The sequence below is a fragment of the Mycobacterium neumannii genome, assembly GCF_002245615.1.
In the GTDB taxonomy this organism is placed as follows: domain Bacteria; phylum Actinomycetota; class Actinomycetes; order Mycobacteriales; family Mycobacteriaceae; genus Mycobacterium; species Mycobacterium neumannii_A.
This window is the reverse complement of sequence record NZ_NKCO01000009.1, coordinates 138,510-151,953: the sequence shown is the minus strand read 5'-3', so window position 1 is coordinate 151,953 and position 13,444 is coordinate 138,510. Positions and strand designations below refer to the sequence as shown.

Genomic DNA, 13,444 nt, shown 5'->3' with positions numbered 1-13,444 from the left:
CCGACGAGAGGCCATCGATGGCACAGGACACGCCGAGCTACGGCGAGCAACCGCTGGCGCAGACCGTCGCGGCCGCCGGTGCCCTGCGCCGGCTCAGCGGCCTGCTGCTGTCGCTGGAACACGACCATCCCACCGTCGACGTGATGCTGCGCCAGATCGGTGATTGGGAACGCGAATTGGCCGCCGTCGCACCGACCGATATGACGCCGCGCATAGGCCCCGACGCCGCGGAGGCGCAGCGGGTATACCTCGACCACGCCTTCGACGTCGGCGCGTACAACCCGGCGTTTCCCGAATACACCGTCGATGAGCTCGACGTGGACTCCGCGTCGGGCAGGGTCACGTTCCCGGTCGTCTTCGAAGGTCCACCAGGCTTGGTCAACGGTGGGTTTCTCGCCGTGTTCTTTGACTGCGTGACCCAGCATCACAGCTGCGCCATGGGCCGAACGGGCAAGACCCGCTCGTTGACCGTCACCTTCCGCAGGCCGACGCCGATCCTCACGGAGCTGCAATTCGACGTGAGTCGCGTGGAGGCCGACGGCCGCGTGACACCGACGGCCCGGTTGCTGCTCGGCGACGAGGTGTTGTGCATCGGTGAGTTCAACACGTCGGCGTCCTCACCCGAGCGGCTGTCGGTGTTCCGATTCGGGAAGCGCCGGCCGAGATGACCAGCGCGCACAGGATCCGTCAGCCCCGAGTGGCCGAGATCATCGCTGCGCGGCTGCGAGACGACATCCTGTCCGGGCGGCTCAAAGAGGGCGACGTGCTGCCATCGCAGGACGGCCTGCTCGCCGAGTTCGGCGTCAGCCCACCGGCATTGCGCGAGGCCATCCACATCCTCGAGACGGAGGGCCTGATCTCGGTACGGCGCGGCAACATGGGGGGTGCGGTCGTGCATCAGCCGTCGGCGGACCGCACCGCCCACATGATCAGCATGGTGCTGCAGGCCCGGTCGGCGACTCCCGCGGACGTCAGCGGCGCACTGCTGCACCTCGAACCGATCTGCGCGAGCATGTGCGCGGCCAGGGCCGACCGCATGACCGAGGTCGTGCCCCACCTCGAGGACGAGATACAGAGACAGATCGACGAATTCGACGACCCGTCACGGTATGTCCCCAATGCCCGGCGGTTCCACGAGACGATCGTCTCCCGCTGCGGCAACGAGCCAATGATCCTGTTGATCGGCTCGCTGGAGCTGATTTGGTCGGCGCACGAGTCGTCGGTGTGGGGCGATGAGACGGGCGCCGATCCGATGAACGACAAGACGATGCGGGCCGCGCTGCGCGATCACCAACGCCTGCTCGACGCGATCCGCGACGGCAACCAGGCCCGCGCGGCGCGACTGGCCGCCGACCACCTTGCGGTCGCACGGCGCAACACGCTCGCGGCCGGAACGGACAAAACTATTGAGGCCAAGCTCATTTCCGACGTTCAGTGAGGACACTCCATGACCACCGCCGATGACCGCGTGCTGTTCGACGTCGACCGCGACAAGCGGATCGCGACCATCACGCTGAACAACCCCGCGCAGCGCAACTCCTACGACGCGGCGATGCGCGAGACCGTCGGTCGCTACCTCGACCAGGTTGCCGAGGACGACGACATCACCGTCGTGTTGCTGCGCGGCGCCGAGGGGGTGTTCAGCACGGGGGCCGATATGAACAACGCGTACGGCTGGTATGGCGAGAAGGACTCGGCGCAAGCCAAGCGGCGCCCGAGCCAACGGCGCCGGCTCACGGTGGATCGCAAGTCGTTCGGCTTCTACCACAACTTCATGGGCTTTCCGAAGGTCACGGTGGGGGAGATCAGCGGGTACGCCCTGGGCGGCGGCTTCGAGATGGCGCTGATGACCGACATCTCCGTCATCGCCCGCACCACCAAGATCGGCATGCCTGCCACCCGGTTCCTGGGGCCCGCGCTGGGCAGCCTGCACATGTTCTTCCATCGGCTGGGCCCCGTGCTGGCGCGCCGACTGCTGCTGACCGGCGACATCGTCGAGGCCGGCTCGGTCGAACATCTCGGCGTCTTCACCGAGACCTGCGAGGCAGACCAGGTGACCAAGCGGGCCCGGTACTGGGCGGAGAAGGCCGCCAAGATGCCCGCCGACGGCGTCGTGATCGCCAAGGAGGCGTTCCGCCTCGTCGAGCAGAGCCAGGCCTACCAGGGCGAGGAAGTGGCGAGCTACCTGTTCCATGCGTACGGGACGAACCTGCAGTTCGCAGAGGGGGAATTCAACTTCGTCAAGACCCGCGCCCAGCACGGCACCAAGGAGGCGTTCCGGCTGCGTGACGAGCATTTCCATGTACCGGAGCCCGAGTAGCGGCGTCCGCTACAGTATCTGTTAGTTTTGTAACGTCGTTAACGTCGAAACCCGAGGTAGAAACATGGGAACACCCGTCATCGTCGGTGCCGCCAGGACCGCGATCGGCCGATCCTTCAAGGGGACGCTGGTCAACACTCCGCCGGAGACGCTGATCACCGCCGTCCTGCCGGAGGTGATCCGTCGCTCGGGTATCGACCCCAACGACATCGACGATCTGATCTTCGCCGAATCCCATTATGGCGGGGGCGATTTGGCGCGCTATGCGGCCGACGCGGCCGGGTTGCCGGATGTCCCGGGCCAGTCGGTGAACCGGCACTGCGCGGGCAGCCTCACCGCGATCGGCAACGCCGCGGCGCAGATCGGCTCCGGTATGGAACGTGCGCTGATCGCCGGCGGTGTGCAGTCGCTGTCGATGACGCCGCTGGTCAACTGGCGTATCCCGGGCCCTGAACTGAAGTTCGAAGAGAAGTGGATGCCGCCCACCCACGTCGAGACGCCGGACGCGCCGACGCGCGACATGTCGATCACCGTCGGGTGGAACACCGCGCAGTCGGTCGGCATCACGCGCGAGGAGATGGACGCCTGGGCTGCGCGCTCACACCAGCGCGCGATCGCCGCGATCGACGCGGGCAAGTTCGTCGACGAGATCGTGCCGCTGAAGGTGCAGCAGTTCGATGGCTCGGTCACCGAGTTCAGCGTCGACGAGCACCCGCGCCGCGACACCACGGCCGAGAAGCTGGCCGGGCTCAAGCCCCTGCACCCCGAGATCGAGGGCTTCTCGATCACCGCGGGCAACAGCAGCGGCACCAACGACGCGGCCGCCGCGGTAGCGCTAGTCGACAGCGACTATGCCGCCGCCAACAACCTGACCACGCTGGCCACCGTGAAGGCCTGGGCCGCAGCGGGTGTGCCGCCGCGCGACTGCGGGCTCGGTGCGGTGAAGGTGATCGGCAAGGTGCTCGACCGCGCCGGCCTCAAGCCGTCCGACGTCACGCTGTGGGAGATCAACGAGGCTTTCGCGTCGGTGCCGATCGCGGCGTGCCGCGAGTACGGCATCGACGAGGAGCTGGTGAACTTCTCCGGAAGTGGTTGCAGCCTCGGCCATCCCATCGCGGCGTCGGGCGCGCGGATGGTCACCACGCTGGTCTACGAATTGCAGCGGCGCGGCGGCGGAATCGGCGTCGCGGCCATGTGTGCCGGCGGCGGCCAGGGCGGCGCGGTCGTCGTCGAGGTCTAGCAGGCTTGGGTGTAGTTGGTTGCGGTGAGCGCGACCAACTACACCGAACCCGCATCTAGCGCTTGCGGGCGGTCTTCTTCGCCGACTTCGCGCCGGCGTCGTCGATCAGGCGTTCCGCCCGGTCGAGGATGCACTCGAGACCAAACTCGAAGTTCTTGTCGTCGGCCGCGCCGATGTGGTGGCCCTTCTCTGTGACCAACGCCAGCAGCGGTGTGCTGTCGGCGTCGATGCTCATGGTGTCCTCGAGATCGCTGGGGCCCTCGTTGGCGGCCCGATTCTTCTCCCGAAGGCGGTGCAGCACAACGGATCCGCGAACGTGCACCGAGACCGCCGAGTAGGTGTCGAACGCGTCCTCGGCCGACAGGCCAGCCTCCACCAGGCCGGCGATCGCCTTCTCCACCTCCTGCACGCCGAGCTTGGCCACCCGGGGGCTCAGCGCCGACCGGATGAGGATCAGGTCACAAAGGATCGGGTTGCCCATGAACGTCTTTCGCATGGTGTGGGCATGGTTGCGCAGCGTCTCGCGCCAGTCTTTGGCTTCGACGTAGGGCGTGGCGAAGACGTACTGGCGCAGCGCGCGGTCGGTCATCGCGTTGAGAAGATCGTCCTTCTTGCGGAAGTACCAGTAGATGCTGGTGACGCCGACGCCGAGATGCTTGCCGAGCAGCGGCATGGACAGGTTGTCGATGCCCACCTCTTCGGCGAGTTCGAAGGCGCCCTTGATGATGTCGTCGGGATTGATCGATCCGCGCTCGCGTCGTTGACGCTTCTCCGCGGTCGCCTGCCTTGCCACCTAGGGCACCTCCATCGAATAAGCCGCGCGCACGCCCCGTAGAGCGGGGTTGGTGGACCTGAATGTACCGTCAGCCGCCCCTGATCTGCGCCAATGCAGGTGTGTCGCGGGTGCGCCGTTGCCGTCAACCATACCGGGAGCCGTTCCGTCACCGGTCTCCACGTGGATTCCGCTGTTCTACTGTAAGTCCTATAGTAAGCTTTTCTACGCAATCGGGTGAGCGAAAGGCCGCATGGACCTCGGGCTGAAAGACGCCACCGCTGTCGTCGTCGGCGGCGGGCGCGGAATGGGTTTTGCGACTGCGCGCTGCCTGGCCGAGGACGGAGCCAGGGTCGCAATTGTCGGACGGACGCCGGATGTCCTCGCCGACGCGGCGACTGCCCTTGCCGAAATCGGCAGCCCGGACACGCTCGCGCTGAGTGCCGACACCACCGACGCCGATCAGGTGCAGCAAGCCTTCGACGAAGTCGCGCAGCGCTGGGACGGCAGACTCAACATCCTGATCAACGCCGTCGGCCCCGATGCCGTCGGCACCTTCGAGGACCTGACCGACGAGCAGTGGCGCATCGCGTTCGACAGCGGCGTGATGGGCATGGTGCATTGCGTGCGCTCGGCGCTACCGCTGTTGCGCGCGGCCGAATGGGCGCGCGTGGTCAACTTCTCCGCCCATTCGACGCAACGGCAGAGCGTGATCCTGCCCGCCTACACCGCCGCCAAAGCGGCGCTGACGAGCATCTCGAAGAACCTGTCGCTGCTGCTGGCCCCCGACGAGATCATGGTCAACGTGGTCTCTCCGGGCAGCATCGCCTCTGAGGCGCTGATCGGCTGGGCCGAGTCGGTGGGCGTCGACGGCAACGATCCGTACGCGTTGATGTCGGCCATCGGCGAGCACTTCGGCCACCCGGCGCATCTCCCGCGCGCGGGGTTGCCCGACGAAATCGCGCCCGTGGTCGCGTTTCTCGCGTCACGACGCAACTCGTACATGACCGGTGCCAACGTCAACGTCGACGGGGGCTCAGATTTCACCTGAACCCTCGCGTGAGGTTCATCGGAATCGGCTGAGGAGGTCATCGTGGCTTCGGCGAAGGACGCCCGGGAGTGGGCTCGAAATCATCTGCGCGGGATCGGTGATTCGCTGTACACGCCGTTCCGCGGCGTCGACGGCGACGACATCGACTGGGACGCCTACCGGACGCTGGTGCGGCACTGCGTCGGTGCGTTGAACCATTCGCTGTTGTGGTGTACGAGCGGTATCGCCGAGTTCTGGGCGCTGACCATCGACGAGCGAAAGCGATTGCTGGAGATCGCGATCGAGGAGGGCCGCGCCGCCAACCCCGACGTCGTCGTGCAGGCGTGCACGGCGGCGACGGCGGCCAAGGACTGCCTCGAGCTCACGCGTCACGCGCAGGAGGCCGGCGCCGACATCGTCTACATTCAGACCCCGATGATGGAGGCGCACGGCGGGCAGGGTGTGCTGAACTTCTTCCGCTACATCGCCGACCGCACCGACATCGCGTTGGGCATGTTCAATTCGCCGTCGTCGGGCTATGTCCTGACGCCGGCCGAAAGCGCCGCCATCTACGACCAGATTCCGGCGGTGTGCGCGACGAAGGAGGGCGCGTTCCGCCCGATGGCGAGCCGGATGCTGCACGAGTTGGTGCCGGATCTCGCGGTGTGGGAGTGCGACAAGACCGTCTACCGCGCGGGCTGGCTGCGGGACGGCATCGTCTGCCCCGCGCAGCTCGGCACCGCCGGCTACCTGTTCGAGACCCCCGAGCGACGCGTGTTCAGCGAGTACTGGGAGCTGATCGTCAACGACAAACTCGTGGAGGCGATGGACCACGCGCGCGAGTCCGGGCTCGACCAGTTCGACCTCGACATGGGCTCGTGGTTCACCTGCTATCCAGGGCGGCCCGACTACTTCACCCACTGGGGGGGCGCGTTCAAGTACGCGGCGTCGGCGCTCGGCCTGCCGATCGGGGAGTATCCGCACTCCCGGCCGCCGCAGGCCCACCTGCCCGCCGAGGCGAAAGCCCAGATCGACACCGCTTATCGGCGGCTCGGGCTGGTCGACAACTAGCTGGGCGACGGTTGCGGAAGGCACTACCGATAGGTGTACAGTATGAGCATTCACAGAGCTTGCGCCGCTGGAAGGGGACTGCTGGGTGAGCGCTCCTGACCAAGTCGCCGACGCCCACTCCGACTCCGAGGCCGCGCCGGTCCGCTACGAGGTGTTCGACACCGGGGTCGCGCTGCTCACGCTCAACCGGCCCGACCGGATGAACGGGTGGGGTGGCGGGCTCGCCGGCACGTTCTACGAGCGCATGGACGACGCCGAGGCCGACCCCGCGGTGCGCGCGATCGTGGTCACCGGCAGCGGCCGCGCGTTCTGCGCCGGAGCCGACATGGGGGACCTGACGACGATCAGTGCCGCAACGGTCGATGCCGCCGCCGACACCGACGTCGGAAAGCTGGTCGGCGCCCGGCATCCACATTTTCTGATGGGCATGCGCAAGCCCGTCGTCGCCGCGATCAACGGCGCTTGCGCGGGCATGGGGCTGACTCTCGCCCTGGCGTGCGACGTGCGCTTCGCGGCCGAGGGCGCCAAGTTCACCACGTCGTTCGCCCGGCGTGGGTTGATCGCCGAATACGGCATCTCCTGGATCCTGCCGCGCATCGTCGGCACCGGCGTGGCCATGGACCTGCTGTTGTCCGGCCGGGTGTTCTTCGCCGACGAGGCCGCCCGGCTGGGTGTGGTCAACGACGTGGTGGCGCCGCAGGAGTTGCTCCCGCACGCGATCGGCTATGCCGAGGACATCGCGGCCAACTGTGCGCCCAGTTCGCTGGCGGTGATCAAACAACAGGTGTACGCAGACAGCATGCGCGATGTCTTCGACGCCAGCGACCACGCCGAGAAGCTGATGCACGAGTCGATGACCCGACCCGATTTCCTCGAGGGCATCACGAGTTTCTTCGAGAAGCGCCCGCCGAACTTTCCGCCGATCAAGGAGGACACGCCATGACTTCCCCGAAACCGCTCGACTACATGGCGATCGACGTCGACAACCACTACTACGAGCCGATCGACGCGTTCACCCGGCACCTGCCCAAGGAGTTCAAACGCCGTGGGGTGCAGATGCTTACCGACGGCAAGCGCACCTACGCCGTGATGGGCGGCGTGGTCAACCACTTCATCCCCAACCCGACGTTCGACCCGATCATCGAGCCGGGGTGCCTGGATCTGTTGTTCCGCGGCGAGATCCCCGACGGTGTGGATCCGGCCTCGCTGATGAAGGTCGACCGGTTGGGGGATCACCCCGAGTACCAGAACCGCGACGCCCGGGTGAAGATCCTCGACAAGCAGAACCTCGAAACGGTGTTCATGCTGCCGACATTCGCGTGTGGGGTCGAGGAGGCCCTCAAACACGACATCGAGGCCACCATGGCGTCGGTGCACGCGTTCAACCTCTGGCTCGACGAGGACTGGGGTTTCGACCGGCCCGACCACCGGTTCATCTCGGCGCCGATCGTCTCGCTGGCCGATCCCGACAAGGCCGTCGAGGAAGTCGAATTCGTGCTCGGCCGTGGCGCCAAGACGGTGTGCGTGCGGCCCGCGCCGGTACCCGGTCCGGTCAAGCCGCGCTCGCTGGGTGATCCGCTGCACGACCCGGTGTGGGCGCGACTGGCCGAAGCCGGTGTGCCGGTGATCTTCCACCTGTCCGACAGCGGTTACCTCGCGATCGCCGCATTGTGGGGTGGAAAAGCGACGTTCGAGGGTTTCGGGAAGAAGGACCCGCTCGACCAGGTCCTGCTCGACGACCGCGCGATCCACGACACGATGGCGTCGATGATCGTGCACCAGGTCTTCACCCGCCACCCGAAGCTCAAGGTGGCCAGCATCGAGAACGGCTCCTACTTCGTCTACCGCTTGATCAAACGGCTCAAGAAGGCGGCGAACACAGCGCCGTACCACTTCAAGGAAGACCCGGTCGAACAGTTGCGCAACAACGTCTGGATCGCCCCCTACTACGAGGACGACGTCAAACTGCTGGCCGAGACCATCGGCGTGGACAAGATCCTGTTCGGCTCCGACTGGCCGCACGGTGAGGGCCTCGCCGATCCGATGGCGTTCACCGCCGACATCCCGCAGTTCCCAGAGTTCAGCGTCGAAGACACCCGAAAGGTGATGCGCGACAACGCACTGGACCTGCTCGGCGTGAACGTTCCGGCCGTGTGATGCCGGCCGGAATCGGAATCAGGCGCCACTGTGCGGTTTCATCCGGACATGGCCGCGTGTCGCGGATGAAACCGCACAACGGGAACCTCGGGGGCGCTGGCCGATGAGCGAGTGGACGATCGGAGGGGTTCTCGACGCGATCGCCCAGGCGGTACCCGATCGGGTGATGACGGTGTGCGGCAGCCGCCGCAGCACCTTCGGTGAATCGGCGGACCGCACCCGCCGCCTCGCCAGCTACCTGGCCGCACACGGGCTCGGGGCACACCGCGAACGCGACGAACTGCAGAACTGGGAGTGCGGACAAGACCGCGTCGCGCTGCTCATGCACAACGATCTGTACCCGGACATGGTGATCGGATGCCTGAAGGCCCGCACGGTCCCGGTCAACGTCAACTACAACTACACCCCGCGCGAGGTCGCCGAACTCCTCGATTACCTGCGTCCGCGCGCGGTCATCTACCACCGGTCGTTCGGCCCGAAGTTCGCCGACGTGCTGCCACCCGCTTCGGCGGACCTGTTGATCGAGATCGACGACGACACAGCCGTACGACAGCTCGCCGACGCCGTCACACTCGATGATGTTCTCGCGCAAGGCGATAGCGACGTCGACATCGCCGCCTCGCCCGACGATGTGATGATGGTGTGCACTGGCGGCACGACCGGCAGGCCCAAGGGGGTGATGTGGCGGCAGAGCGACACCTACGTCATCTCGATGAACGGGGCCGACCACGAGTCGGTCGACGAGATCCACGCCAAGGTCGCGCACGGCGGTCAGGCCTGGTTCGCGGTCTCGCCGCTGATGCATGCGGCGGGGATGTGGACGGCGTTCGCCGCCCTGCTCAACGGCCTGCCCGTGATCCTCTACGACCGAACGCGATTCGACGCGCGGGCAGTGCTGGAAACCGCCCAGCGGGAGAAGGTCGGTCTGATGACGATGGTCGGCGACGCCTACGCGGCGCCGTTGGTCGAGGAGCTGCGTCGCGGGACGTACGACCTGTCGTCCTTGTTCGCGATCGGGACCGGCGGGGCGGCCACCAACCCGAAACATCAACACGCCCTTCTGGAGTTGCTGCCTCAGATCACCCTCATCAACGGGTACGGGTCCTCCGAGACCGGCAACGTCGGATTCGGCCGCAGCCAGCGCGGTGAGCAGAAGGAGACCTTCGAGCTGCGGGAGGGTGCGCTGGTGCTCTCCGAGGACTACCGACGCTTCCTCGAACCCGGCGAGGACGAGATCGGTTTTGTTGCGCGCGGCGGCCGAATTCCGCTCGGCTACTTCGACGACGAGGCGGCGACACGCCGGACCTTCCCGGTGGTCGACGGCCAGCGTGTGGTGATCTCGGGCGACCGGGGATCGCTGGCCGCCGACGGCACGCTGCGGTTGTTCGGACGTGATTCGTTGGTCGTCAACACGGGAGGCGAGAAGGTGTTCGTCGAGGAGGTCGAGGAGGTGCTGCGCGCGCATCCGGCCATATCCGACGCCCTGGTGGTGGGGCGGCCGAGCGAGCGCTGGGGTGAGGAGATCGTCGCGCTCGTTTCGCTGCGCGACGGTGCCGAGGCCGCCCACGACCCGTTGCACGCGCACTGCACATCGAGCCTGGCGCGGTTCAAGGCGCCCAAAGAGTTCATCTTCGTCGACCAGGTGCGTCGCCTCGGAAACGGCAAACCGGACTACCGCTGGGCCAAAGCCGCTGCGACACAACAGGTGAACGCATGAGCGCGCGCGCCAACCGGGCCATTGACTGCCTGGTCAACGTCCACTTCGGCGAGACCGAACAGCAGCCGACCTGGATGCTCAAGGTCCGCGACGACTACTTCAAGGGCCCGCAGTCGATGTTCGCCCCCGTCGATCTCGGCGAGCTGCTCGAGGAGATGGACGGGCAGGGGGTCCAGAAGGCGATCCTGATGGACAGCATCGCCAAACCCTCCACCACGGCACGCAAGTTCGTCGACGCCCGGCCCGACAGGTTCGCGCTGGCGATCGGCGGGGTCAACCTGCTGCGGCCGATCCCGTCGCTGCGGGAGCTGGCATCCGTCGTCAACGACCTGCCGGTGGCGTATGCGGCGGTGGGACCGAGCTTTTGGGGCGACGGGCAGTACCCGCCCAGCGACGCGGTCTACTACCCGCTCTACACCAAATGCGCCGAACTCGGGCTGCCGCTGTGCGTCAACACCGGGATCCCCGGACCGCCGATCCCCGGCGAGGTGCAGAACCCGATCCACCTCGACCGGGTCTGCGTGCGGTTCCCCGAACTCAAGCTCTGCATGATCCACGGTGCCGACCCGTGGTGGGACGTCGCGATCCGCCTGCTGATCAAATATCAGAATCTGCGCCTGATGACGTCGGCGTGGTCGCCCAAGCGGCTGCCCGACAGCCTGCTGCACTACATGCGGACCCGAGGACCCGACAAGGTGATCTACGCATCGGATTGGCCGGTGCTCAAGATGCGCCGCGTCGTGCCCGAGGCGCTCGCCCTTGACCTGCCGGCCGAGGTGCTGGACAACTACTTGTACAACAACGCGCAGAAGTTCTTCTTCGGCGCCGACGAGGAGCAGTGATGGACCGCTACGAACTGCGCAGGCTCGACTACAGCCTGTCCGACGACCACCAGGCGCTGCAGGCGGCGTACAAGGACTTCTTCAAGACGCACTGTTCGATCGAAACCGTCCGCGCCGCGGAGGCATCCGGTTTCGACAAGAGCCTCTGGGAGCGGCTGTGCACGATGGGCGCGGCCACGATGGCGTTGCCCGAAGACGCGGGCGGCGACGGCGCCACCCTGGTCGACCTCACCCTGGTGGCCGAGGAGATCGGTCGCTCGCTGGCGCCGGTGCCGTGGATCGACCACGTCAGCGCGGCGCGGCTGCTCGGCCGGCTCGGTGCGGCCGACCCCGACATCGTGAGCGGCACGCAGATCGTCGGGCTGGACCCCCAACAGGACAGCGTATCCGGGGTGCGCCTGCTGCCGAGCGGATCGATCGCCGACCACATCGTCCTGCGCGACGGTGACGACATCGTCAAGCTGACGTTCGCGACCCGCCCCACCAAGGTCGACAACATCGGCAGGCTGCCGATGGCGTGGATCGACCCGGCCGCCGCCGACAACCGGACCGTCCTGGCAAGCGGAGCCGACGCGCTGGCGGAATACCAACGCGCACTGGACGAATGGCGGGTGCTGACCGGTGCGGCACTCGTCGGTCTGGTCGAGGAGACGATGACGATCGCCGCGGAGTTCGCCAAGACCCGCTACACCCTCGGGGTGCCCATCTCGACGTTGCAGGCGATCTCGCATCCCCTGGCCAACATCGCGATCACGGTGCAGGGCGGGCGTAACCTGGCGCGCCGCGCCGCGTGGTTCCTCGACAACGAACCCGACGAGCGGCCCGAACTGGCGCCGTCGGCGTTCGTGTTCATGGCCGAGGAGGCGTCCAAGGCCGCCACGATGGCGGTGCAGGTGCAAGGCGGGCTGGGGGTTTCGGCGGAGGCCGCCGCCAGTGCGTACCTGCTGCGGGCCCGCGGGTGGGCGCTCGCCGGGGGAGACCCGGCCGCCGCCGCCAAGTACATCGCCGGCATCGTCGCGGCTCGCGAGAGCGGAGAGGGTAATTAATGGATTTCTCACGGGTCGAACTGTCCGAAGAGGATCAGGCGTTCCTCGAGGAGTCGCGCGCTTTCCTGGCCGAGATCGTCACCGAGGAGGTGATTCGGCGGGACCGCGAGACCGGCGACAACTTCGACGAGGGTGTGCATCTGGCGCTCGGCAAGGCGGGATACCTTGCGCGCGAATGGAAGCCGGAATCCGAAGGCGGGTTCAACCGGGTCCGGCGACGCATCTGGGAGCTGGAGAAGCGCCGTGCGCATGTGCCGTGGGTGACGTTCGGTACGACGGCGATGATCGCGCGGTCGGTCGACAAGTTCGGCTCACCCGAACTCAAGGCCGAGGTGATGCCGCGGGTGTACACCGGCGAGGTCCGGCTCTGCCTGGGCTACACCGAGCCCGAGGGCGGATCCGACGTCGCGACCTGCAAGACCAGGGCCGTGCGGGAAGCGGATGGATCGAGCTGGATTATCAATGGCTCGAAGATGTTCACCACCGGCGCCCACAACTGCCAGTACGTCTTCCTGATCACCAACACCGACCCCGACGCGCCGAAGCACAAGAGCCTCACCATGTTCCTGGTGCCGCTCGACTCGCCGGGAATCGAGATCCAGGGCATCCGCACCGTCGACGGCGACCGGACGAACATCGTCTACTACAGCGATGTCCGCGTCGACGACAAGTACCGCCTCGGCGAGGTGAACGACGGCTGGACGGTGGTGCGCGAACCACTCAACGTCGAGCACGGCGCGGTGGAAGCGGCCGTCGACGGTCTGCAGGATGTCTCGATCATGATGCACCAGGCCAACACGATGGCCGCCGCGGTCGACAAGGCCGCCGCGCTGGTCGCCGAGCCGGATCCCAACGGCCGCAAGTTGATCGACGACGGATCGGTGGCATACCGGTTGGGACGCAGCGTCGCCCGCATGGAGGCGGCCTTCTCGGCCACCAGCATCTTCGGCCGGGTGGCGCTGGCACAGACCATGCGCGACATCTCACCGGATCTGATGGATCTGCTCGGCACGGCGTCCTCGCTGCCCCTGGGCACCGACGGGGCGATCGACGACGGCGCGGCCGAGTACGTGTACCGCTTCGCGCCGCTGGTCGGCATCTACGGCGGCACGCTGGAGGTGTTCCGCAACATGATCGCCCAGTACGTGCTCGGCCTCGGCAAGCCCGCATACGCCCCGCCGGCCAAGAAAGCCTCCTAACCTTTTTTCGCGAGCGTCCGTGTTTGCACACGAAACGCCGCGAAAATCTG

General features: G+C 66.8%; 13 protein-coding genes. 12 read left to right on the top strand and 1 reads right to left on the bottom strand.

Annotation, left to right across the window (positions count from 1 at the left end):
- Window positions 1–17: 17 nt before the first annotated feature.
- The 4 genes from CEX88_RS13135 (at window position 18) to CEX88_RS13120 (ending at window position 3,560) form a co-directional block, all read left to right on the top strand.
- Entirely contained in the window at window positions 18–668 is a 651-nt protein-coding gene (locus CEX88_RS13135; protein WP_094293805.1) for a hotdog family protein, read from the top strand.
- Window positions 665–1,438, top strand: a complete 774-nt coding sequence (locus tag CEX88_RS13130; protein ID WP_094293804.1) for a FadR/GntR family transcriptional regulator — start codon at window positions 665–667, stop codon at window positions 1,436–1,438. The genes CEX88_RS13135 and CEX88_RS13130 overlap by 4 nt, the downstream gene beginning before the upstream one ends.
- A gap of 9 nt (window positions 1,439–1,447) precedes the next feature.
- Entirely contained in the window at window positions 1,448–2,320 is an 873-nt protein-coding gene (locus CEX88_RS13125) for an enoyl-CoA hydratase/isomerase family protein (RefSeq protein ID WP_094293803.1), read from the top strand.
- 64 nt (window positions 2,321–2,384) lie between these two features.
- Window positions 2,385–3,560 (top strand): thiolase family protein, encoded by a 1,176-nt coding sequence (locus CEX88_RS13120; protein WP_064425113.1) that lies wholly within the window; start codon window positions 2,385–2,387, stop codon window positions 3,558–3,560.
- A 55-nt stretch (window positions 3,561–3,615) separates the two neighbouring features.
- Here CEX88_RS13120 and CEX88_RS13115 read toward each other — a convergent pair whose 3' ends face one another.
- Window positions 3,616–4,353: a TetR/AcrR family transcriptional regulator gene (locus tag CEX88_RS13115; RefSeq protein ID WP_066809506.1), complete on the bottom strand. Its 738-nt coding sequence runs from the start codon at window positions 4,351–4,353 to the stop codon at window positions 3,616–3,618.
- A 232-nt stretch (window positions 4,354–4,585) separates the two neighbouring features.
- On the opposite strand from CEX88_RS13115, the gene CEX88_RS13110 reads away from it, so the two are divergent.
- The 8 genes from CEX88_RS13110 to CEX88_RS13075 all read left to right on the top strand — a co-directional run bounded on the left by CEX88_RS13110 (window position 4,586) and on the right by CEX88_RS13075 (window position 13,394).
- Window positions 4,586–5,383, top strand: a complete 798-nt coding sequence (locus CEX88_RS13110) for an SDR family NAD(P)-dependent oxidoreductase (protein ID WP_094293802.1) — start codon at window positions 4,586–4,588, stop codon at window positions 5,381–5,383.
- A gap of 42 nt (window positions 5,384–5,425) precedes the next feature.
- Entirely contained in the window at window positions 5,426–6,433 is a 1,008-nt protein-coding gene (locus CEX88_RS13105; RefSeq protein WP_094293801.1) for a dihydrodipicolinate synthase family protein, read from the top strand.
- A gap of 85 nt (window positions 6,434–6,518) precedes the next feature.
- Window positions 6,519–7,376, top strand: a complete 858-nt coding sequence (locus CEX88_RS13100) for an enoyl-CoA hydratase (RefSeq protein WP_094293800.1) — start codon at window positions 6,519–6,521, stop codon at window positions 7,374–7,376.
- The gene (locus tag CEX88_RS13095) at window positions 7,373–8,590 is read left to right on the top strand and encodes an amidohydrolase family protein (protein WP_094293799.1); all 1,218 of its coding nucleotides are present in this window, start codon (window positions 7,373–7,375) and stop codon (window positions 8,588–8,590) included. The genes CEX88_RS13100 and CEX88_RS13095 overlap by 4 nt, the downstream gene beginning before the upstream one ends.
- A 103-nt stretch (window positions 8,591–8,693) precedes the next feature.
- Entirely contained in the window at window positions 8,694–10,307 is a 1,614-nt protein-coding gene (locus CEX88_RS13090) for an acyl-CoA synthetase (protein ID WP_094293798.1), read from the top strand.
- Window positions 10,304–11,149 (top strand): amidohydrolase family protein, encoded by an 846-nt coding sequence (locus tag CEX88_RS13085; protein WP_094293797.1) that lies wholly within the window; start codon window positions 10,304–10,306, stop codon window positions 11,147–11,149. Before CEX88_RS13090 ends, CEX88_RS13085 begins: the two co-directional genes overlap by 4 nt.
- Window positions 11,149–12,195 carry an acyl-CoA dehydrogenase family protein gene (locus CEX88_RS13080; protein WP_094293796.1) on the top strand — a complete coding sequence of 349 codons (1,047 nt, stop codon included), beginning with the start codon at window positions 11,149–11,151 and terminating at the stop codon, window positions 12,193–12,195. The genes CEX88_RS13085 and CEX88_RS13080 overlap by 1 nt, the downstream gene beginning before the upstream one ends.
- Window positions 12,195–13,394, top strand: a complete 1,200-nt coding sequence (locus CEX88_RS13075) for an acyl-CoA dehydrogenase family protein (protein ID WP_067395053.1) — start codon at window positions 12,195–12,197, stop codon at window positions 13,392–13,394. The genes CEX88_RS13080 and CEX88_RS13075 overlap by 1 nt, the downstream gene beginning before the upstream one ends.
- Window positions 13,395–13,444: the final 50 nt, after the last annotated feature.